The sequence below is a fragment of the Nitratireductor aquimarinus genome (assembly GCF_017255295.1).
Lineage (GTDB): Bacteria > Pseudomonadota > Alphaproteobacteria > Rhizobiales > Rhizobiaceae > Nitratireductor > Nitratireductor aquimarinus.
On record NZ_JAFKDE010000002.1, the window covers coordinates 232,823 to 251,390 of the forward strand.

The 18,568-nt window shown below is 60.0% G+C and carries 35 protein-coding genes and 1 tRNA gene; 5 read left to right on the forward strand and 31 right to left on the reverse strand.

The features are described from left to right. Positions 1-109: 109 nt before the first annotated feature. The gene (gene xseA / locus JYP46_RS01210; RefSeq protein WP_206546999.1) at positions 110-1,681 is read right to left on the reverse strand and encodes an exodeoxyribonuclease VII large subunit; all 1,572 of its coding nucleotides are present in this window, start codon (positions 1,679-1,681) and stop codon (positions 110-112) included. A 70-nt stretch (positions 1,682-1,751) separates the two neighbouring features. Then, positions 1,752-2,714: a LysR substrate-binding domain-containing protein gene (locus JYP46_RS01215; protein ID WP_113154248.1), complete on the reverse strand. Its 963-nt coding sequence runs from the start codon at positions 2,712-2,714 to the stop codon at positions 1,752-1,754. 195 nt (positions 2,715-2,909) lie between these two features. On the opposite strand from JYP46_RS01215, the gene JYP46_RS01220 reads away from it, so the two are divergent. Beyond that, positions 2,910-3,212 carry a DUF1127 domain-containing protein gene (locus JYP46_RS01220; protein WP_206547000.1) on the forward strand — a complete coding sequence of 101 codons (303 nt, stop codon included), beginning with the start codon at positions 2,910-2,912 and terminating at the stop codon, positions 3,210-3,212. Between the two features lie 114 nt (positions 3,213-3,326). Here JYP46_RS01220 and yacG read toward each other — a convergent pair whose 3' ends face one another. The 8 genes from yacG to JYP46_RS01260 form a co-directional block, all read right to left on the reverse strand. Continuing rightward, positions 3,327-3,524 carry a DNA gyrase inhibitor YacG gene (gene yacG / locus JYP46_RS01225; RefSeq protein ID WP_113154250.1) on the reverse strand — a complete coding sequence of 66 codons (198 nt, stop codon included), beginning with the start codon at positions 3,522-3,524 and terminating at the stop codon, positions 3,327-3,329. 1 nt (position 3,525) lies between these two features. Further along, positions 3,526-4,158, reverse strand: a complete 633-nt coding sequence (locus tag JYP46_RS01230) for a Maf-like protein (protein ID WP_113154251.1) — start codon at positions 4,156-4,158, stop codon at positions 3,526-3,528. Positions 4,159-4,186: 28 nt separating this feature from the next. Continuing rightward, positions 4,187-4,405, reverse strand: coding sequence for a translation initiation factor IF-1 (gene infA / locus JYP46_RS01235; protein WP_006200926.1), 219 nt, complete (start codon positions 4,403-4,405; stop codon positions 4,187-4,189). Between the two features lie 127 nt (positions 4,406-4,532). Beyond that, positions 4,533-4,979: an arsenate-mycothiol transferase ArsC gene (locus JYP46_RS01240; protein WP_113154252.1), complete on the reverse strand. Its 447-nt coding sequence runs from the start codon at positions 4,977-4,979 to the stop codon at positions 4,533-4,535. Positions 4,980-5,016: 37 nt separating this feature from the next. Then, the gene (locus JYP46_RS01245) at positions 5,017-5,502 is read right to left on the reverse strand and encodes a UPF0262 family protein (protein ID WP_206547001.1); all 486 of its coding nucleotides are present in this window, start codon (positions 5,500-5,502) and stop codon (positions 5,017-5,019) included. Between the two features lies 1 nt (position 5,503). Then, on the reverse strand, positions 5,504-5,947 hold the full coding sequence (locus JYP46_RS01250) for a DUF2948 family protein (protein ID WP_206544652.1): 444 nt from the start codon (positions 5,945-5,947) through the stop codon (positions 5,504-5,506). A 19-nt stretch (positions 5,948-5,966) separates the two neighbouring features. Further along, positions 5,967-7,256 (reverse strand): UDP-N-acetylglucosamine 1-carboxyvinyltransferase, encoded by a 1,290-nt coding sequence (gene murA, locus JYP46_RS01255; RefSeq protein WP_206547002.1) that lies wholly within the window; start codon positions 7,254-7,256, stop codon positions 5,967-5,969. Positions 7,257-7,510: 254 nt separating this feature from the next. After that, positions 7,511-7,714, reverse strand: a complete 204-nt coding sequence (locus JYP46_RS01260) for a hypothetical protein (RefSeq protein WP_113154256.1) — start codon at positions 7,712-7,714, stop codon at positions 7,511-7,513. A gap of 243 nt (positions 7,715-7,957) precedes the next feature. On the opposite strand from JYP46_RS01260, the gene JYP46_RS01265 reads away from it, so the two are divergent. Next, positions 7,958-8,032: transfer RNA gene (locus JYP46_RS01265), tRNA-Thr, on the forward strand. Between the two features lie 100 nt (positions 8,033-8,132). Here JYP46_RS01265 and JYP46_RS01270 read toward each other — a convergent pair. The 20 genes from JYP46_RS01270 to JYP46_RS01365 form a co-directional block, all read right to left on the reverse strand. Next, the gene (locus tag JYP46_RS01270; RefSeq protein WP_206547003.1) at positions 8,133-9,179 is read right to left on the reverse strand and encodes a tyrosine-type recombinase/integrase; all 1,047 of its coding nucleotides are present in this window, start codon (positions 9,177-9,179) and stop codon (positions 8,133-8,135) included. A 162-nt stretch (positions 9,180-9,341) separates the two neighbouring features. Further along, positions 9,342-9,533 (reverse strand): hypothetical protein, encoded by a 192-nt coding sequence (locus tag JYP46_RS01275; RefSeq protein ID WP_206547004.1) that lies wholly within the window; start codon positions 9,531-9,533, stop codon positions 9,342-9,344. 1 nt (position 9,534) lies between these two features. Next, complete coding sequence (locus JYP46_RS01280) at positions 9,535-9,861, reverse strand: hypothetical protein (protein ID WP_206547005.1); 327 nt, start codon at positions 9,859-9,861, stop codon at positions 9,535-9,537. Further along, the gene (locus JYP46_RS01285; protein WP_206547006.1) at positions 9,854-10,153 is read right to left on the reverse strand and encodes a hypothetical protein; all 300 of its coding nucleotides are present in this window, start codon (positions 10,151-10,153) and stop codon (positions 9,854-9,856) included. The genes JYP46_RS01280 and JYP46_RS01285 overlap by 8 nt, the downstream gene beginning before the upstream one ends. Further along, positions 10,150-10,458, reverse strand: coding sequence for a hypothetical protein (locus JYP46_RS01290; protein ID WP_206547007.1), 309 nt, complete (start codon positions 10,456-10,458; stop codon positions 10,150-10,152). Before JYP46_RS01290 ends, JYP46_RS01285 begins: the two co-directional genes overlap by 4 nt. Then, complete coding sequence (locus tag JYP46_RS01295; RefSeq protein ID WP_206547008.1) at positions 10,455-11,312, reverse strand: hypothetical protein; 858 nt, start codon at positions 11,310-11,312, stop codon at positions 10,455-10,457. Before JYP46_RS01295 ends, JYP46_RS01290 begins: the two co-directional genes overlap by 4 nt. Continuing rightward, the gene (locus tag JYP46_RS01300) at positions 11,305-11,718 is read right to left on the reverse strand and encodes a hypothetical protein (RefSeq protein ID WP_206547009.1); all 414 of its coding nucleotides are present in this window, start codon (positions 11,716-11,718) and stop codon (positions 11,305-11,307) included. The genes JYP46_RS01295 and JYP46_RS01300 overlap by 8 nt, the downstream gene beginning before the upstream one ends. After that, positions 11,715-12,113 (reverse strand): DUF1364 domain-containing protein, encoded by a 399-nt coding sequence (locus tag JYP46_RS01305; protein WP_206547010.1) that lies wholly within the window; start codon positions 12,111-12,113, stop codon positions 11,715-11,717. The genes JYP46_RS01300 and JYP46_RS01305 overlap by 4 nt, the downstream gene beginning before the upstream one ends. Then, positions 12,113-12,301 (reverse strand): hypothetical protein, encoded by a 189-nt coding sequence (locus tag JYP46_RS01310; RefSeq protein WP_206547011.1) that lies wholly within the window; start codon positions 12,299-12,301, stop codon positions 12,113-12,115. Before JYP46_RS01310 ends, JYP46_RS01305 begins: the two co-directional genes overlap by 1 nt. Continuing rightward, complete coding sequence (locus JYP46_RS01315; protein WP_206547012.1) at positions 12,298-12,759, reverse strand: hypothetical protein; 462 nt, start codon at positions 12,757-12,759, stop codon at positions 12,298-12,300. The genes JYP46_RS01310 and JYP46_RS01315 overlap by 4 nt, the downstream gene beginning before the upstream one ends. Positions 12,760-12,770: 11 nt before the next feature. Beyond that, positions 12,771-12,986 (reverse strand): hypothetical protein, encoded by a 216-nt coding sequence (locus JYP46_RS01320; protein ID WP_206547013.1) that lies wholly within the window; start codon positions 12,984-12,986, stop codon positions 12,771-12,773. After that, positions 12,986-13,372 carry a single-stranded DNA-binding protein gene (locus tag JYP46_RS01325; protein WP_206547014.1) on the reverse strand — a complete coding sequence of 129 codons (387 nt, stop codon included), beginning with the start codon at positions 13,370-13,372 and terminating at the stop codon, positions 12,986-12,988. Before JYP46_RS01325 ends, JYP46_RS01320 begins: the two co-directional genes overlap by 1 nt. Further along, positions 13,369-14,094: an RAD52 family DNA repair protein gene (locus JYP46_RS01330; RefSeq protein WP_206547015.1), complete on the reverse strand. Its 726-nt coding sequence runs from the start codon at positions 14,092-14,094 to the stop codon at positions 13,369-13,371. Before JYP46_RS01330 ends, JYP46_RS01325 begins: the two co-directional genes overlap by 4 nt. Further along, positions 14,091-14,822: a hypothetical protein gene (locus JYP46_RS01335; RefSeq protein ID WP_222473804.1), complete on the reverse strand. Its 732-nt coding sequence runs from the start codon at positions 14,820-14,822 to the stop codon at positions 14,091-14,093. Before JYP46_RS01335 ends, JYP46_RS01330 begins: the two co-directional genes overlap by 4 nt. After that, positions 14,819-15,061, reverse strand: coding sequence for a hypothetical protein (locus JYP46_RS01340; RefSeq protein WP_206547016.1), 243 nt, complete (start codon positions 15,059-15,061; stop codon positions 14,819-14,821). Before JYP46_RS01340 ends, JYP46_RS01335 begins: the two co-directional genes overlap by 4 nt. A 78-nt stretch (positions 15,062-15,139) precedes the next feature. Next, complete coding sequence (locus JYP46_RS01345; protein ID WP_206547017.1) at positions 15,140-15,409, reverse strand: hypothetical protein; 270 nt, start codon at positions 15,407-15,409, stop codon at positions 15,140-15,142. Then, complete coding sequence (locus JYP46_RS01350) at positions 15,406-15,588, reverse strand: hypothetical protein (protein ID WP_206547018.1); 183 nt, start codon at positions 15,586-15,588, stop codon at positions 15,406-15,408. Before JYP46_RS01350 ends, JYP46_RS01345 begins: the two co-directional genes overlap by 4 nt. 1 nt (position 15,589) lies before the next feature. Further along, positions 15,590-15,763, reverse strand: a complete 174-nt coding sequence (locus JYP46_RS01355) for a hypothetical protein (RefSeq protein WP_206547019.1) — start codon at positions 15,761-15,763, stop codon at positions 15,590-15,592. Continuing rightward, on the reverse strand, positions 15,760-16,077 hold the full coding sequence (locus JYP46_RS01360; RefSeq protein ID WP_206547020.1) for a hypothetical protein: 318 nt from the start codon (positions 16,075-16,077) through the stop codon (positions 15,760-15,762). The genes JYP46_RS01355 and JYP46_RS01360 overlap by 4 nt, the downstream gene beginning before the upstream one ends. A gap of 99 nt (positions 16,078-16,176) precedes the next feature. Further along, positions 16,177-16,449, reverse strand: a complete 273-nt coding sequence (locus JYP46_RS01365; RefSeq protein ID WP_206547021.1) for a DUF7303 family protein — start codon at positions 16,447-16,449, stop codon at positions 16,177-16,179. Positions 16,450-16,483: 34 nt separating this feature from the next. On the opposite strand from JYP46_RS01365, the gene JYP46_RS01370 reads away from it, so the two are divergent. Further along, positions 16,484-16,966: a MarR family transcriptional regulator gene (locus tag JYP46_RS01370; RefSeq protein WP_206547022.1), complete on the forward strand. Its 483-nt coding sequence runs from the start codon at positions 16,484-16,486 to the stop codon at positions 16,964-16,966. 97 nt (positions 16,967-17,063) lie between these two features. Here JYP46_RS01370 and JYP46_RS01375 read toward each other — a convergent pair whose 3' ends face one another. Further along, positions 17,064-17,735: a LexA family protein gene (locus tag JYP46_RS01375; RefSeq protein WP_206547023.1), complete on the reverse strand. Its 672-nt coding sequence runs from the start codon at positions 17,733-17,735 to the stop codon at positions 17,064-17,066. A gap of 85 nt (positions 17,736-17,820) precedes the next feature. Here JYP46_RS01375 and JYP46_RS01380 point away from each other — a divergent pair, with 85 nt between their 5' ends. Together JYP46_RS01380 and JYP46_RS01385 are read left to right on the forward strand one after the other, a co-directional pair. Beyond that, positions 17,821-18,063: a hypothetical protein gene (locus JYP46_RS01380; protein WP_206547024.1), complete on the forward strand. Its 243-nt coding sequence runs from the start codon at positions 17,821-17,823 to the stop codon at positions 18,061-18,063. 2 nt (positions 18,064-18,065) lie between these two features. After that, positions 18,066-18,356, forward strand: a complete 291-nt coding sequence (locus JYP46_RS01385) for a hypothetical protein (RefSeq protein ID WP_206547025.1) — start codon at positions 18,066-18,068, stop codon at positions 18,354-18,356. Positions 18,357-18,568: the final 212 nt, after the last annotated feature.

The following is an 18,568-nucleotide window of genomic DNA, read 5'->3' on the forward strand; positions in this document are numbered from 1 at the left end:
GACAAGGTTTCAATGCGGTAAAAGAGGTGGTGTGCCAGAAGCACCCGTCACCGATTTTTCAACCGCGCACCAGAGCATTCCCCGTGCGTCCGAATGAACGCAGGGCGAACTAGAAGAGGCTCCCCTGATCCTTCGGACCTTTGTCCGAGGGTTTGGGTTTCTTCGGGCTGGCTGCGACCTTGCGGCCGTCGCTGGCGGCAACCGCGCGGGTGGTCCCGTCGGCAAACTGTATCTGGAGCTCAAGGCCGGGCTGGATGTTGCGCGCCCGCTTGATGGGAAGGTCGTCAGGCCCGCGAACCAGCGCAAACCCGCGCTCCAGAACGCCTTCGTGCGACAGGGACTTCGCCAGACGCATGGCCTGATCGGCGCTTGCGTGACCCTGTTTGAGCTGCATGGCGACCTGTGTGTCGGCCCGGCGTTCGGCCTGTGCAAGGCGGTCGCGCCAATGCACGATGCGCTGCCGGAGCGCCGTCGGGGAGACGCGCGCGGCATCGCGGTCGAAGCGCGTGCGCTGGGCGCGCACAAGGGCGAGGAAGACGCCTGGCAGGCGTTCGCCGGAGGCTGCGGTGCGTCGTCGCACCTCGCTCAGACGGCGCTCCAGCGTGGCTGGTGACAGCCGCACGCCATTGAAGGTCAGTCGCTTGCGCTGCGTCGCGGCGGTGAGCGCGCGGCCGAGCCGGCCAGCGGCCTCATCAAAGCGACGGCGCGGCAGGGCCAGAAGCTGGTCGGGCGAGGGCAGGGCGCGTGACAGCGCCTGCAGCGTCTGCCGCTTGCGGTCGCCTTCCCGCGAGACCGCGCCTTTCAGCCGCGCGGAAAGCCGGGCAACGGAGGCTTCCAGATCGGCCTTCACCGGCACGGCCATCTCGGCAGCGCCCGTCGGTGTGGGCGCGCGGCGGTCCGCCACGAGATCGATCAGCGTCCAGTCGGTTTCATGGCCGACGGCGGAGATGACCGGAATGTCCGAGGCCGCGACAGCACGCACCACGGATTCGTCGTTGAAGCCCCACAGGTCTTCCAGACTGCCGCCGCCGCGCGCAACGATCACGAGGTCGGGGCGCGGCAGTGGTCCGCCTTCGGGCAGGGCGTTGAAGCCGGCCACGGCGTTGGACACTTCATCGCCCGTGGTCTCGCCCTGCACACGAACGGGCCAGACGAGCACATGAACCGGAAACCGGTCGGAGATGCGGTGGATGATGTCGCGGATCACCGCGCCCGTGGGGGACGTGACGACGCCGATGACACGCGGCATGAAGGGGATGGGCTTCTTGCGGCTGTCCTCGAAGAGCCCTTCTGCGGCGAGCTTCTTCTTGCGTTCTTCCAGAAGCGCCATCAGCGCGCCGGCGCCGGCCGGCTCCACGCTTTCGATGACGATCTGGTATTTCGACGAGCCCGGATATGTGGTGAGCTTGCCGGTGACGATGATCTCAAGCCCTTCCTGCGGCAGGAATTTGAGCTTGGAGAAGACGCCGCGCCAGATCACGGCTTCAAGCCGGGAGCGGTCGTCCTTGAGTGCGAAATAGGCGTGGCCGGATGAATGGGGCCCGCGATAGCCGGACACCTCGCCGCGCACGCGCACATGCCCGAACCTGTCTTCCACGGTGCGCTTCAGCGCACCCGAAATCTCACTGACGGAGAATTCCGCAACATTGCTCTGCGAATCGGCTGGGCGTATCTTTTCCATAATTTCCGATTGAGACGTTCCGGGTCCACGGGGTCAAGCCCGCGCCATCTGCCGTGCTCCGTCGCCCGCCTCACCAGCCATTCAGCAAATGGCCGGGGCGCAGGCGTTTGTTGCGCGAATTCAGGAACGCAGCGTTGAAATCATAGCTGCCGTTTTCTTCCAGAAAGGCGGGGACAGAGAGATTGTCCAGGCTCTCGGAGATGTGGCGCGCCAGCGCGTCGATGATCTCGGCCTGCCCGGTGTGGCCGCGCATGAGGCCGATATGGCAGTCGGGCAGCGCCTTGAAGCCATCGGCCTCTCCCAGAACGCGCATGCCGGGGCGCAGGGCGCATTCGGGCAGAACCGAGATGGCGAGCCCCGACAGAACCGCCGTGGCGATGACGGTCGCCGAGAAGCTGGTGAAAAGGACGCGATAGTCGCGGCCCTCCTCTTCGAGGGCTGCGCAGGCCGTGCGCCGCCACAGGCAGTTCGGCCGCCCAAACGCCATGGGCAGAACCTCGCGTTCATGGACCGTGTGATTGGCCGAGCTGACCCACAGGATCGGTTCGCGGCGCACCGGCTCCGATCCGCCTCTGGAATCATCATGCGTGACAAGCGCCAGATCGAGCGTTCCCTTGCGGATGTGCTCGACCAGATTGGATGTCGGTTCGCAGGCGACCGAGAGCTCGACACGCGGGTTGGAACGCGAAAAACGCGCCATGATCTCCGGCAGGAAGCGGTCGGCGTAATCATCGGGTGTGCCGATGCGGATATGGCCTTCCAGGCTGGCATCGTCAAAAGCGGCCAGCGTCTCGCGGTTCAGCCGCAGCATGCGGCGCGCATAGGCCAGAAGGCGCTCGCCATCCTCCGTCAGACGATTGGTTCTGCCGTCCTTCTGAAACAGCGTCTTGCCGATCCGCTCTTCCAGCCGGCGCATCTGCATGGACACGGCAGACTGGGTGCGGTGCACCTCTTCGGCGGCCCGCGTAAAACTTCCCGTATCGGCAATCGCGATGAAGGTTGCGAGCTGGTCGAGGTCGAGTGGGGCGGCCATGGATCAATCCATCATTGAAGCTGATGATAAAGATTAGAAACATTCGTTCGACTAATCAATAAGCCTTTGACACTATCGCGCTGTCTTCGGAAATGGCCTGCCCGTCCCTTCTCAACCCCCTGGCCAACCCCCTGGCCAAACCCTGTCAGGGCAAGCCGTTTCCCAGTGTCACCGCCGATATGAAGGATTTGTTCGATGCCACGCGCTCACACCGATGCTCTCGCCGTAACCGCTGTCCCGCAGCCGGCTGGCGTGGTGCGTGCGCTCACGGTATCGCTATGCGCCAAACTCACGGGCCTCTTGAGCGCGCGCCGCGCCGCGCGTCAGCTCTCGGAAATGTCCGACTGGCAGCTCGCCGATATCGGGCTGACGCGTTGTGACGTTGATACCGCCGCGCTCAGTGTGCCGCGCGCCCAGGTGACGCAACGGCTACAGACCGTCGCTCACGAGCGGGCGCGTATGGCGGCCATTCATGGCGCAGCCGGACACAAATCGTGAGTTTCGAGCGTTTTTCTGATCCCAAGCAGGCCTGACTCCCGCATGCCGGTTCCCCCCGGCAGCCTGCCACTTGCCCGGTCCTCTGGACCGGGCTTTTTTTTATGCGTGGAGACTTCAGGCGGTGTCGTCGTCGTCCTGATCGAGCGGGCGACCCGGAAGGACATAGCTGCCCGACAGCCAGCGATTGAGGTCGACGTTCTTGCAACGCTTGGAGCAGAAGGGATAGTGCGCGCGCAGCGATTCCTTGCCGCATTCCGGGCAGGGACGCTTGGGGCGCAGCGGCGTGACCTTTTCTTTCTGGTCCTGATCCATCTCAGCGCGCTCCCAGTCCGGACAGCCAGTTGAAGTGTACCTTGTAGCCCTCGGCGACCAGAAGGTTGACCGTTTCATAGAGGGGCAGGCCGACCACATTGGTGTAGGAGCCGACCAGTTTGACGACAAACGTGCCTGCGAGCCCCTGAATGGCGTAGCCGCCGGCCTTACCGCGCCACTCGCCCGAAGCGAGATAGCTTTCCAGCTCCTCATGCGACAGGCGCTTGAAGCGCACGCGCGTCTCGACGATGCGCTGGCGCACCTTTCCCGAAGGCGTGATGAGGCAAAGCCCGGTGTAGACCCGGTGGGCGCGGCCCGAGAGCAGCTGCAGGCAGTTGGATGCCTCGTCCACCATTTCGGCCTTGGGCAGGATCCGGCGGCCAACCGACACGACCGTGTCTGCGGCCAGCAGGTAATGACCTTCCGCCTCGCCATCCTGCGTCAGGCGCTCATGCGCCTTCTCCGCCTTGCCAAGCGCCAGACGGCGGGCAAGCGAGCGGGGATGTTCGCTCTTCAGAGGCGTTTCGTCGATATCGGCAGGCGCAAGGCGGTCCGGCTCGATGCCTGCCTGCTGCAGGAGTTCGACGCGGCGGGGCGAGCCAGAGGCCAGCACGAGTTTCTGCAGTGCGCTCATTGCAATGTCACCGACCGCGTCAGACGGCTTACTTGAAGCGGTAGGTGATGCGGCCCTTGGTCAGGTCGTAGGGCGTCATCTCGACGAGCACCTTGTCACCTGTCAGAACGCGGATGCGGTTCTTGCGCATGCGTCCAGCGGTGTGGGCGATGATCTCGTGTTCATTTTCCAGCTTCACGCGAAACATTGCGTTGGGCAGCAGTTCTGTGACCACGCCTGGAAACTCCAGGACTTCTTCCTTTGGCATCCGTTACCTTCGGCTCTTTTAGGATATTTCCGGCCGACGACCGGAATTTGGCGCGGAACCTAGCCCATTCATCACCCTTTGTGAACAAGCCAAACCCCGGCAAACGTGAATTTGTGTCGGAATTGTTTCACGTTTCGAAGCGCTGGGCGATGGATGCGGCCAGACGGTCGCGCACATCGCGGTAGGCGGCGACGATCTGGTCGCGTGTGCCGCTGACCACGGTGGGGTCCATCGTCGGCCAGTATTCCACGTCAGCCGCGATGGTTCGCGTCATGTCGAGAGCGCGGTGATGCGCCTCGGGCGACAGGGTGATGATCAGATCGAAATTGGTGTCCGCCAGCTCTTCGATGGACTGCGGCTGGCGCGCGCCCAGCGAAAGGCCCTTCTCGTCCAGCACAGCATCGACAAAGGGGTCGCGCTCGCCGGCGCGAAGGCCGGCAGACGCCAGAAACACGCCGGCTGGCAGGCTTTGCCGCGCCAGCGCCTCGGCCATGGGGGAGCGAATGGCGTTCATGCCGCACAGAAACAACACCGATTGCGGCGCACGCTGTTTCTCCGCGACGCCGGGGCTCATGACTGCACCCTGCCGTGGCAGGTGCACATGATGCGCCTCAGCCCCGCCAATGCAGCACGCAAACCAGGGTGAAGAGCCGCCGGGCGGTGTCGAAATCGACCTCGATCTTGTCTTTCAGGCGATCCATCAGGGTTTGCGATCCCTCATTGTGCAGACCGCGCCGGCCCATGTCTATTGCCTCAATCTGGCTGGGCGTGGCGCTGCGAATGGCATCGTAATAGCTTTCGCAGATCATGAAATAGTCTTTCACGATGCGCCGGAAGGGGGTGAGCGACAGAATATGCGTCACCACGGCCTCGTCATTTTCACGGGAGATCGCGAAGACCAGGCGGGAATCGACAAGCGAGAGTTTCAGCTTGTAGGGGCCGTCCTTCTTGTCGTCGACGGGCCGGAAGCAGTTTTCCTCGACCAGGTCGAAGATCGCGACCGCCCGTTCATGCTCGACATCGGGCGTCCCGCGGCCAACGGACTCATCGAGTTCGACATCGATCAGACGTGCCGTATCGGAGTCCGGACAAGCCATGTCAGACGTCGTGGCTTGGTCGGCTTGGCGTTTCCCACGCCGCGCCGAGATCGGTGAGCCGCGCCTCGATACACTCGACATCGAGGCGCAGCGCGGCATCGCCGGAGAAGATCAGTTCGACCACCCCCGACGGTTCCTGCGTGGGGACGAAGTTGATCGCCAGAAGCGAGAGAACGTCGTTCGGCCGGTTGCGGTCGATCCCTGCCGTGCGCACGGACTGGACCCGGTCGAAGTGAAGAACGCTGCGGCGGCGCTCATGCGGGGACTGTCTCAGGAAGCTGCGCTTGGTCTCGTTTTCCCAGACAAAGCGGTTGAAGGCCGCTGCAAAGCGCCGGTTCGACGGCTCGAATGCAAGATCGCCAACCTTGACGACCGCGTCCTGCAGGTGCGCCGAAAGTATGCCGAGATCGACATCGTCGAGCGCTACGAGCTTGAGAAAATCCATGTTAACGCGCCACTCAGGTTCAGCTTGAAATACGCTCGATCACTGCGCCACAGGCGGAGAGTTTTTCTTCCAGCCGCTCAAAGCCGCGATCCAGATGATAGACGCGGTTTACCTCTGTCTGGCCCTGTGCCGCAAGGGCAGCGATGACCAGCGATGCCGAAGCGCGCAGATCGGTGGCCATCACCGGCGCCCCGCGCAGCTCCGAAACGCCGTCCACTACCGCGGTCTGGCCCGAAAGCGAGATATTCGCGCCCAGGCGCGCCAGCTCCTGCACGTGCATGAAGCGGTTTTCGAAAATCGTCTCGGTGATGTGCGAGCGCCCCTTGGCCATGGTCATCAGGCCCATGAACTGCGCCTGCAGATCGGTGGGGAAGCCGGGGAAGGGCTGTGTGGTGATGTCGACCGGGTTGATGCCGGCGCCATTGCGGCGCACGCGGATGCCGCTGTTGGTGCGGGTGATCTCTGCGCCGGTCTGTTCCAGCGTGTCGAGCACGGCTTCCAGAAGGTCTGCCTGCGCGCCTTCGAGCATCACGTCGCCGCCAGTCATGGCAACGGCCATGGCGTAGGTGCCGGTCTCGATGCGGTCGGGGATCACGCGATGGCGCGCGCCCGAAAGGCTGGTCACGCCTTCAATGGTGATGGTGTCCGTGCCGGCGCCAGAAATCTTCGCGCCCATGGCGTTGAGGCAGTCGGCCAGATTGACGATTTCTGGCTCGCGCGCGGAATTCTCCAGCACCGTCTCGCCCTTGGCGAGTGCTGCGGCCATCATCAGCACATGCGTTGCGCCGACTGAAATCTTTGGAAACACGTAGCGGTTGCCGATGAGGCCGTTCTTGGCCTTCGCGTTCACGTAACCCTGCTCGATCTCGATCTCCGCGCCCAGCGCGCGCAGTCCGTCGATGAAGAGGTCCACAGGGCGGGTGCCGATGGCGCAGCCGCCGGGCAGGGAGACGCGGGCCACGCCCATGCGCGCCAGAAGCGGTCCGATCACCCAGAAGCTCGCGCGCATCTTCGAGACGAGCTCGTAGGGAGCCGTGGTGTCAACGATGCTGCGGGCGGTGAAATGGATGGTGCGCGAATAGCCCTTTTGCTGGTTCTCGCGGCGACCGTTCACCGAATAGTCGACACCGTGATTGCCGAGAATGCGGATCAGGCTTTCGACGTCGGCCAGATGCGGAACATTGTCCAGCGTGAGCGTGTCATCTGTCAAAAGCGACGCGATCATCAGCGGCAGCGCTGCGTTCTTGGCGCCCGAAATCGGCAACGTGCCATTCAGCTCGTTACCACCGGTTATGCGTATGCGGTCCATCCGTTCTCACTTTCCGGGCGCTTGTTCCGACATGGTCTGATCGTGGGCTGTCCCCGATTTGCCGGCAGCGATCTGCCAGCCCCGACTTGCCTGAATACGCCGATTGCCTTGCGGTATCGTAAAGGAATGCTTGATCGCGGCGGAATTGGAGCATGCGACGCCGCGAAGCGTTTGCCGCAAGACGTATTCGTTTAAATTGGTCCTAAAACATGGCCGCGCGCTGCGCAAGGCGGGGAATGCGTCGTGAAACGCCGTTATTCTTCCGATTCCGCCGGGCTCGATTGCAGGCCTTCGGGGCGCTGGTCTGCCTCGCCCTGACGGCGCGAGCGCGCCTGGGCCTTGCGGCGGGCGAGATTGGCGCGCAATTGCGCTGCGAGGCGATTCTTGCGTTCTTCATCGCCCTTGCTGCCGACGACGGGCGGATTCTGTTTATCGGCTTTGCTCACATGAGGCTCCATGTCAGTTGAAACCGCCTTTCTATGGCTTTCTCAGGGCGCGCAGAGAGCGCCGTTTGGGCCGGCTTTGGCGGCAAATTTCACAAGCTTCTATCAAACTGTGCAATTGAATGCGAATGTGCGCTTGCGCAATGCTTTTCATTGTGGCAGAAGTCCGCCGCATCACAGAGACAGACGCAGTTCTGTTCGTGGTGAGCGAAACGCAGGCGCATCATCCGTCACCCCGGCGTTTCCGCCTTATGGCATGCTGCCGTAGCTCAGGGGTAGAGCACTCCCTTGGTAAGGGAGAGGTCGAGAGTTCGAATCTCTCCGGCAGCACCAGTTTTCTCCAACAATTTCAATACCATATTCACCGCTTCATTGCCAGTCATTCGGCACGTAATGGAGAACATAGGCACAACACAGAACCGACGCCCGGGGATTATCGGGGAAGTTTGTTCTTCTTTCGTTTCGCTGTCGGCAAGAGATTCGCCTTGAGGCTTTCTTCTGACACGACGACATGCTCATAGCGCGCTGCTGATTTCAGATCCTTCCAGCGGCCAGTGCCAACCAACCCCCTCGTATCAAGACCAGCATAGCGCCTCATCCACGTCGCCCATGTGTGCGAGAATGTGTGGAAGGTGACGAACGATAGGTCGTCTCCGGCCTTCTTCTTGACCCGCTTAAGCAGGTTGTAGAGATATCCGTTCTTCCTGAACCGGAATACCTTCTCACGGCCTCTCTCCATGCCTTTGGGGAGGTTCGCCAGAGAGGTGACGACTATAGGCGGCAAATGCACAGACCTTGGCTCGTCGTTCTTGGTCTTCTCGAAGAAGGCAAATGACTCCGACAGGACCACGTGGTCGCATGTCAGGTTGAGTGCATCACTCAGGCGGCATCCAGTATAGCAGAGAAATACCAGGAACGCGGCGAACTCGCCGTCTTCCTTCTCCGCGACCTTGAAAAGGTGATAGGCTTGCTCCGGCTGCAACCAGTCTAGGCGCTGCTTTCCTTGCGCCCCCTTCGGCCTCCTTAGCCTTAGTTCTATGCCTGCATGGCGCAGGATGGCGGAAACTGGCGTATAGACTTGGCGGTTACGTGTTGCCGCGCTCGCCTTCGGGTAGAGCGCCATTGCCGCATTGTCGATCACCTGCTGATCAATGTCCCGCAGAAGTGTTTCGCCAAGGTGCGTCAAAAGCCCTTCTTTCCATTCGCCTGTTTCTTCATCAAACTCACCGATGAAGCGCCGCTCTCCACCCGCGCTCATGTAGGCGATTGCGGCGCTCAGGAACGTTGGCTCCTGCTTTAGCTGTCGGCGGGATTGAACCTCACCACGTTCGATTGCTTCTCTCTTGGATCTGAGGAGCGCGCTCGCGACGGTTTTGTTAGGAGTGCCTGTGCTTTCTTCCACATATTGCCCGAGGTATGTGCCCCGGATGTAGTAGTTCGGCGTTTTCCCCGGCTTTGGCGGGATGAGCTTAAGCGGCATTGTTCTTCCTGTCTCAGGCCGTTCCTGATCGCTACAATGTCAGCATCCGTGAAGAGCTTGCGGCGTCCGTTTGGGTAGTAGTGCGGATGCCGCTTGATGATATCCTGAAAGGCGCGGCGAGACACTCCCAACTCATAAGCGGCTTGCTCCATCGTCAGAGGCCTACCCATCACCGCCTCCTAATGCTCGCCGCTCTGCCTCGACGCGGCTTTTCGATCCCCACCTCTCATTCATGATCTCGTGAATAAGGTCGTGCGCCGCTAGAGCCTCGTCGTCGGGAAGGCTGCGAATAGTGCTCGCCAGCCCGCTGCGCTCTATCAGCTTCAGTCTCTGCGCTTTCGTCAGCTTCTTCATATCAGCCCCTTCCGCCAGCCTTGGAATTGTGAAGGCCATTTGTCAGAGGAAACACCGTGACAAACTGGTCGCCTTTGAATACAAAGACATGCCCACGATAGACGCGGTAATCGCCGTAGTGTCCGAACTTGTGGAACATGGCATCAAGTGTGCGCCTCATGCGTCCAGAGAACGATGTGCGTGACGCCCCGACTTCAAGTGCGCGGCCAACCTCGCGTTCCGCCGCCTTCTTGGGGATGCCAAGCCGCTGTCTAACACGTTTCATTCCGTGATTGGATAACTGGAACGCTTCTACAGCTTCCGCTTCAAGTGCTGCATTGTCACTCATCCCCGCCTCCTAATGCTCGGATAGCGGCGGCAGCCCATTTGCCATCACCGAAAGACGGCAAGCCTTCAAGGCGCTTCGCCGCAGCTTCGATTGCCTCTATGCGTCCGCGCTCTCGTTCTTCGGCCTTGATCCTGTCCATCTCTCCGGGCGCAAGGATGCGGTAGCCGGAAGAGATGAGGGCAATCATGACGGCATCAGCCGCAAGGGCTTTCTCTTCGCTGCTGGCGTCTGGGTAGCACGTCTCCCGATGCAGTCGACCGAAGACTTTCGCAATGATGTCTCTCGCGCTCATGGTTGGCCCTCCAGTGCGCGGCCAGCCTCGTCAATGATGGCTTGGCGGTGTATCTCAATTGTGTTGCGGCAATTCTTGATGGCGGTTTCGACCAGTTCAGCGATGCTACGGCAGGCGAACGCGGTAAGAACTTCCGATGCTTCTTTCGCTCCAGTGCACGACCCAGCGAAATGTGGTGAAACGCTGATGCCGAGGGAGGTCTCGGGTTCCATGGATAGCTTCACTCCATACTCCTCCAGCCATTTAAGGGCGGCGGTGTTTCGTTCGATCTCACGAACGGCGTTGGAAATTCTAGCGGTGTTCATTCTCCCTCTCCCTTGCTGGGGAAGGCGGCGAGGAGGGCGCGGCGCATCGCAGTTTCCAGCACCGGCTTACTAGCGCGCAGAGGATCGCCAATATCCATTGCGCACAACGCCTGCAACGCCCGCTCCACCGCCTCGTCGGTGAGGGCGGGGACGGGGGAGGTGTGGAACCGAGTATCCTCTTCAGGCCGTCCTTCTCTGCGCTTCAAAGCAAACATGAGCGTGTCCATGCTGACGCCCTTTCGCAACAGAACGCCGGGAAGCTGCACGTCGCAGGGAAGCGTTTCGGCCTCCGCCTTGGGAGCCGGGGAGGTGGCGATTGCCGAAAGAATGCGAGCCGCATAGTCGGACTGTGCGGCGGCTTTGGCTTCTTCGGAGGTGGCAAACTCGCCATTAACCGGCTGATACCCTTCCGAATACATATGCCAAAGGCCGTCATCTGAATTGAGGTAGACGTAGTATCTAAGGCCGATGGCCGTTGCTCTGTAGCTACCTTCCATGGGCGCGTCCCAAACAAGAGGCTTCACTGTCACCGCATCTGCCCTGGGCGCGACATGCGGAAACGTGCCAATCGGCCCATCCATCGGTTCGCCGGTTTCCAGATCGACGGTCGGGCTGCCCGCAAGGCATTCGGCATGGCATTTGCCAAGCTCGATATCGGTGGCGCATGTGTCGCCAGGTGCAAACGGCTTTGCGCATACGGGGCAGGGTTCTTCCGCCTCTGCCTTGGGGGCAGAGAGGGCGGCGTCACGCAACCGGCATAGAGCGTCCATATAGCGGACTTCACTGCGCATTATGCCAAGCTCGTACAGTTCACTGATTGCCCACTCAAGGGCGTCAATCTGCTCTCTATTCATCGCCCTTCTCCATCCATTCGGCAGTGGCGCGGAGGTGGCCGACCAAAACCATTGCGTGAACCGCGTGATGATCCCTCCATTCCGGTGCGTCGGCTGCATGATGTTTCGCCATGTCACTGAAAGGCGCTATCACCTCTTTGGCAGACGCCAAGCGCTTCTCTGCTGCTTCGGTGCGGTTACGGTTTTCCTTTGCGACATTACGCATGAACTGGACTTCATCGTTCAACCCATCGGTCAACCTCTTCACCTCAACCAGCTTGGCGCGCAGGCGTTCGATCTCGGCGGCGGCTTGCCATTCAGGTTCGGACTCGTGCCCATAGGCAGGAGGCTTGCGCCCAGCGTCGTAGTCTTGAACCGCCTTGGCTTTCGCCATCCGTCGCAGCCGTTCAATCAGGTCTTCGCTCATGCTCTTTCCTTTTCACGCTTAGGAAATGGTCTGCTTGGGATGGGCCGGGAAGGTATCTTCGCCTTTCGCTTCGGCCTGCGCTTGGCTGTCGCCGGATCGACCGGGATAATCAGCAAGCCCTTGTCAACCCAAATGTTCTGGGTGCGCATGACGCCGCGATACCAGAAGTAGAGTTCTTCCCACCGGTCTAGCTTGTGGTGGTCGAGCGCTTCATGACATGCGCTGCATCCAAATGCGGCGTGGTAGTCATGGCCCTTGTTCCCAAGCCCTTTGATCTCGGAGGGGGCGTGGCACAGCACCACGGTTTCAGGGTTGTGGTTGCAGACGCCGGGGATGCCGAACTGGCACTGCTGTCCCTGCGCGCTGTTTCTGAGCTTGGTGGAGATAATGCCCATCACACCACCCCCATGAATTCCCAAGGCTCGCTCAGGGCCTCTTCCAGCGCCTTCACGCACTCGCGATTCACCTTCTGTTCCTCGACAAACTGCTGTAGCTTCTGCGTTGTGGCCTCTCTCACCTCTGCATAAGGATCGACAGGCGCGCGGCGCACATGGGCTTTGACTGCATAGGCTTTGGAGGTCATGCTGCTGCCTTTCTTCCGACCGCAAGCAAGTCGCCCGGATCGGTCAAGATCACGCCCTTCTCTGTGAAATGCTGCCAGACAGCATCGAGATAGGCGGTCTGTTGTTTCGTCGTCATGAGGCGCGTTACGGGAAAGTTCAGCGGCTCCTGCATCATGGCCAGCTTGTGGCCGTAGGGCAGGGGCTTGACGAACTCGTCATACTTCGCCCGGAACTCGTCGTCCTCTTCGCGCAGGATCGGCACCGCCAGATGAAGCTTGCAGTAGCCGCGAATTTCCTCTGCGGTCACGTCGCCAAGCTGCTCGGCAATCTCAGCCACCCATTTGCGATTGAGCTTGTTCTGTTTGACCGTGCGCGCACCACCGGCCTTGATGCTGACGGTGATCGGGAGCTTCTGCCCCTCCAGGTACCGGAAGAGCATTCGCAGGTCAGACGGGGTTTCGATGATGCGCGTCGGCATGATGGACCCTATTATTTTTCTGGGAGAGGCCGGATATCTTGGAGTTCCTGAAGCTGCTTTTCCGCGAACCCGCCGATGACATCATGCGGAAGGTCGGGGAAGCGCACCCCGTCACGGAACGCGTCATAGACTTCGGAAATCACTTCTGGAGATGCGTCTGGATACCCGTACTCAATCAGGGATCGAGAAATCGCGTTGCAAATCTTCGCCTTTGTGATCCTAGCCATCAGCGCCACTCCATCATGAACGGGATTTCATCATCCAGCCCGGACTGCGCCCCATAGCTGCCTTCCGGCTCCTGACGGGCGCGACCTTCTGACGGCTTCCCACCCTGCAAGGTGAGGTCACTGACGCGGATCTGCATGTAGCTCTTCCCGTCATGCTCGCGGGTCGAGAAATCGCCGCTGACGGTCACCTGAGAGCCTTTGCGCATGTGGTCTTCGAGAGACTGGCCGCGCTTGCCGAACAGGCTGCAATCGAAGAAGAGCGTCTTCTTCCTCTCGCCATAGCCGTCATCGACCGCTACAGAAAAGCCAAGTACTGCATCACCTGCCTGTGTCCGGCGAAGCTCCGCGTCACGTGTGAGCCGCCCTGCGATTACGATGGTCTTCATGCTGCAATGTCCTTCTGATCGCCGGGGAAGACGTCTTCCGCTTCGGCCTGTTTGATTTCTGCGATGCGGGCGCGGAACTTGTCCCCCGCAAGGGTGGTGAAGTCCTCGGCCCAGCCATCCCGGTCAAAGATGTGCTTCCATGAGTTGGCGCATGCCCTGACGTTCTGGACGGTCTTGCAATCCAGTAGATCGCGTTCGATATCCTCAAGCCCGCGCTTCTGTGCTGCGCTGCTGGCCTTCGGGGCGGGCTCCTGCTGCTGCCTCGATGGCGCTTCCTCGGCGGTCCCCACGTTGGCCCGTGTCTTGTCGTAGAGGGCGAGGCCGAACGGATTGCCGAAGGTGCGCATGGCGCGTTTCAGGGCATCCGTGACAGCTTCCTTGATGGCGCTTTCGTGGGCCAAGCCGGCGTCAACGTCATAGCCGTGACCAGCGCCGCAATCCTCTCGGATGACGCCAGAAACGATTGCCTTGACGCGGGCGGTATAAGTCACGCCCCAGCCGTCTTTTTGCTGACGGCCGATCTTGCGCGGGGCTTCGGAGACGCATTTCACGTCCACCACCTCATAAGACCACCCATCAAAGCCAAAGATGCGGTTGGCTTCTGCGATGACGTGCCAGCCTTCAAGGTAGTCTCCCTTCGGGCCGAATTGCTGCGGCGGCTTGACGTGAGACGGGTCAAGCTTCGCCTCAAGGAGTGACTTCTGATCTGTCGTGAAGGTCATACCGGCCTCCGCTCGTGCTTCACTTCCACACCTGGCATCTTGTGAACGCCAGACGCGACAAGCTTCACGGCCATCGTGTTGAGGAATTCGGCCATGGCATCGCGGTGCACGGTCCAGATCCAGCGCGCAAATTCCGTCTCATTGACCACGGTCGGTTCGTAGTAATCGCGCAGGGTAACGGCGCGTCCTGCGCCCTTGGCCGATGCCTTCGCATTGCCAAGCTTGCGCGCTTCGGCTTCTGCCGCCTTGGCGTCCTGCACGGCGCGCTCTGCCGCTTCGCTGTCTTCGAGGCTCTTGCGGTTCTGCATAGCCTCCATAGCGAGGCGCTGCTTTTCCTCTGCCGCCTTGCGGGCTTCCTCGGCCTTGCGGCGGTTTTCCTCATCAACCTTGCGAAGCCATGGGGCGAGGGCTTCCTTGCAGGCGTCCTCTGCCAGAATGGCAATGCCGGTCACGCTCTTGGTCTTGCCGATCAGGGCGTTGTAGCGCTCCTGCACTTCGGCTTTTGCCTCATCGAAAGGCTTGACCTCTTCCTTGCGGCGCTCGTCGGCTTCCTTCTTGGCGGACTGGATATCGCGCAGAAGCTTCTGCACCATGTCCGCCTGCTCTTGGCTGGCGATCTCTTCGCCGTCGCACCAATTCTTTGCCTCACCATAAAGGTCTTCGATAGCCTCCTTGGACATCTCGAACGGGCTTCGATTGTGGCCGATGGTTGCTACTGCTACGTTCATGCGAGCCTCCATTGCTTCGCGTAATTCAGGTGCCATTTCGCGGAACGCCAACGGCGGTCGCTCTCGGTGCGAAGGCGCTCAAAGCGCTCCATCTTGCCAAGGGCGAGGGCTTCCATGGCTTCCCGCTTGTCCTCATGGGCCATGCGGCGAAGGGTCTGGCTGCAACGGAATGCCTCCATGACTTCGCGGTATCGCAGTGAGCTTTGCTCTATGGCTGATGGTTCGATATGGGCGTTCATCAGATCGCTCCCAGGTAAGCGCAAGCCACCAGAAGAAAGGCAGTGATGGTTGCGAGGGATAGGGTGTCTTTGGAGAGGTCACGCACGGGACTGCTCCCGCGCTTCGATGAAGATATCTGCGGCATTCAGGCTACTTCTGGCGATCTCTCGAACCACCGAGGTGTCTGCCCGTGTGCCCACGTCCTCAATTTTCTTGGCGAAGACATTGATTGCCACATAGTCGCGCAGGGACATGCCGGGATGGTCAACATACTCGTATGCCATCGGGTCTCCGCCGAACGATTCGTCTCGGACCTTCTCGCTTCGAGACCCAGGGAAAACCAACCCACCATCGTTGATCTTTCTCATCGCGCCGTCTCCTTCATGACTTCCTGAATATCCTCTGCCGCTTCTCGATTGCGTTCTGCGCGGGTGAGGAAGTTCTTGGCGATCCAGCCTTTCCCCTTCTTGAGAAGCTTGCGGTAGACGTGCATGTTGAAGTCGCAGCGGCGGTGCATGGTGCAGTTCAGTTGCGTTAGCGTGGTCATCTCACTGACCTCCGTTTGCTTTGGAATAGACGGCGTCGAGGCGGCTAAGCACTTCCTCAAGACTGCCGAGAGTGGGCGTCACATTGCCCTGTACGTCTTTGATCCAGTGGGCGACGAAGGCGCGGGCAAACCAGATGGCGTCCTTCATCTCGCGGGGAGTGGCTTGCGTGGTCATGCTGCCCTCCGGCTCTCATAGAGCGCGATGTGGTCGGCCATCTGCTTGAGAGCGACGTGACGGTTGGCGTCGTAGCTCCAATGCTCACGGTCGCGCTTGTTCTCCTCGCGGATCGTCATGCGCTCAATGCGGGCCTTCACCTTGTCGATAGGCTCGAAGGCATCCAGACCGGTGATGGCGTAGACGGCGCTGCGAAAGTGTGGGTACTGGCCGACCGAACGGCCCCATTCCGCCACATCGTCAACAGTGGTGCCGACTGCGATCTTGGTAAGCGCGCCTGTCAGGGCTTGGGCTGTGAGGGCATGAGCGTTCATCGTTCTCTTCCTCTCGTTCCCGGCAGATCAGCTTTGCGTGCCGGTGGGGTGTGTTCGATGAGGATGAGAGGCATTCGCGCCTCTTATCCGGGTGGATGATCAGGCGGTGCGCCAGCAGCGGTAGGTGCCGTCTTTCTGGCGAGAAGTGGAGAAGGTCATCCCGTTGGTAAGCCCAAATCTCGAAGCGGCCATCCTGATTTTATGGACGTCGTTGTTATCCGCCCCGAAGGAAAAGCTGTCTCCGACTTCCATCTCTTGGAAGGGATATTTTGACGTCCCTTTTCGGGAGCTGATGCGACCGTTGAACGGTACGTTCTTCTCGATTTTGAAATCGTCTGTCTGCTGTGGGAATTTCTGAACGACTGCGCTCATTTCGGTGTCCTCATCTCGTGTTGATGAAAAGACAATGGCACGGGAAGTATCCCGCAGTCAAGGGATGCATCCCGATTATTTTCTGGCAATGTCGGGACATATCCCGTATATGGGGTGCATGAAAATCATCGACCCCTACACCAAGCAGTGGAATGAGAATCGCGTTGACTGGCTGTATCAGTTGGCGCGGTGTGGCGAGATCAGCGCCGCAGCCGTCCGCGTCGGCTTGCTTTTCGGCACGTTCCTACAGCCAGAAGACCGCGAGAGCGTTCATCCGAAATATCAGTGGCTGGTGGATAATGCGCACATGAGCCGCAGCACTGTGTCTAAGGCGCTGGACGAATTAGAGGGCGCAGGCTTTCTTGAGGTTGAGCGCTTCCATGCGGAGGCTAACCACTACTCGATGCCTTTTGACGGGGAAGGGAAGTGGCAGCGCAAGCGCACGAAGCCCTATTCTCCGAAGGAGATGAAGAACCCGCCGAAGGGGAGGCGTCAGCGCATTGCGTCTAAATTTTAGACCATTAAGATATACGGTCCTTATATGTTCTAAGGAAGAATATAGAAAAAAGACCATATATCTATTGTCGTCTAATTTTTAGACGCAATCGCCTCGGCTACGAGAAAGACCAAGGGTTGTAGCTGCCGATGACGACGCCTCGAACTTGGTATTCGATCATGTCGTCATCGCCGTTAACCTCAATCCGCTTATGGCGCGGGTTTGAGCTACGCGGTGCTAGATACCGTGTGCCGTTCTCGACTTCCACCTCTTTGAGAGTTGTTTCAACGAGATGCGTCCCGGCCACGCTGCGCTCGACGTGGAGGACTAGTCCCGGCTTCAAGCCTAGGCCGGTATCTCCGAACTCTGCGCAGATCACAAAGCTCCCGTTAGGGAAATACTTGTCCATGGAGTCACCAGACACGCGCAATGCATACTGGCGAGCATGGGGGAAGTTACGTTCATCCTTCACCACGTTCACCGTTGGGTAGTCTTCATCCTGGCTTACGAGAGTGATGTCACGAAACTGCCCCGCCTCAATGACCCCCACTACAGGTAGCCCCACCACCTCGACCGTGGGCGACCCTGTCTTACCAGTCAGTAAAAAATCGGGCGAAACTTTTAATGCCTTAGCCAGCTTGGCGAGGCTCTCGGCTCCCGGCTGGACCTCTTTCCGCTTTAGGTCTCGAATATAATCCTGACTTAGCCCCGCAGCTTTAGAGGCCGCAGCGGCAGACATTCCGAGCTCTTTCAGGCGCTCGTGGATTCGCTCGATCATCTTCTGGGTCATGCGGGACTATATCCCACAGCAGAAAAAAACACGAAAGCGGGATGCGTCCCTTGACAAAGCGGGATGCGTCCCGCTAGATGGTCGCATGATGAAGAAGACACCCACAGCCGAAACGATCCGCCAAGAGCTTTTGAAGCGCGCCAATGCGTACGCCCAGAAGCACGGGAAGAGCCTTTCGTTCATCTCCGAGCAGGCGGTGAAAGACAGCAAGTTTCTCGCGGAGGTTTCGCGGGGCAGGAACTTCACGATCAAGACATACGACGCCGTGATCGGCTGGCTGGATAGCGCCGAGCGCGCTTCCAAAGCCCCCTCCAAGGAGACGGCATAGCCATGAGCAAGATCGATGATCCTATCCGAATCTACGCGACAGTTCACGGTGCTTCCACGGTCATTCCAACCGGCATTCGCCAACTCATTGGTGGGTGGATCGAGTTCCAGACCAAGCCGAACGCTACCGAATATGTTCGGGGCGATATTGCAGCGGAGATGCTGGAAGCGCTGGAGGCTATGAAGGATTGTGTTCTCACGGCACGGGCAGGCTTCGAGGTTGATCCCGATAAGGCGTGGGAAGCTTTGAAACAGGCCAACGCCGCTCTCTCCAAAGCCACAGGAGGCGAGTGACATGACCAATTCCATCGACACCGCCTTATTCCTCTCTTTCCTTCTCATCCTTTCCACCTGCGCTGTTGTGGCGCTGGGTATGGGGTCGCTGTGATGAGAATGCAGTTCACCCAATCGCCAGCGGGTATCTCATGCCATTTCCTAGCCCGCTCTCACCCCATAGCCGTGCATGGGCGCGATAAAGGCACGGCAGCTAATTCCAATCGCGGCCC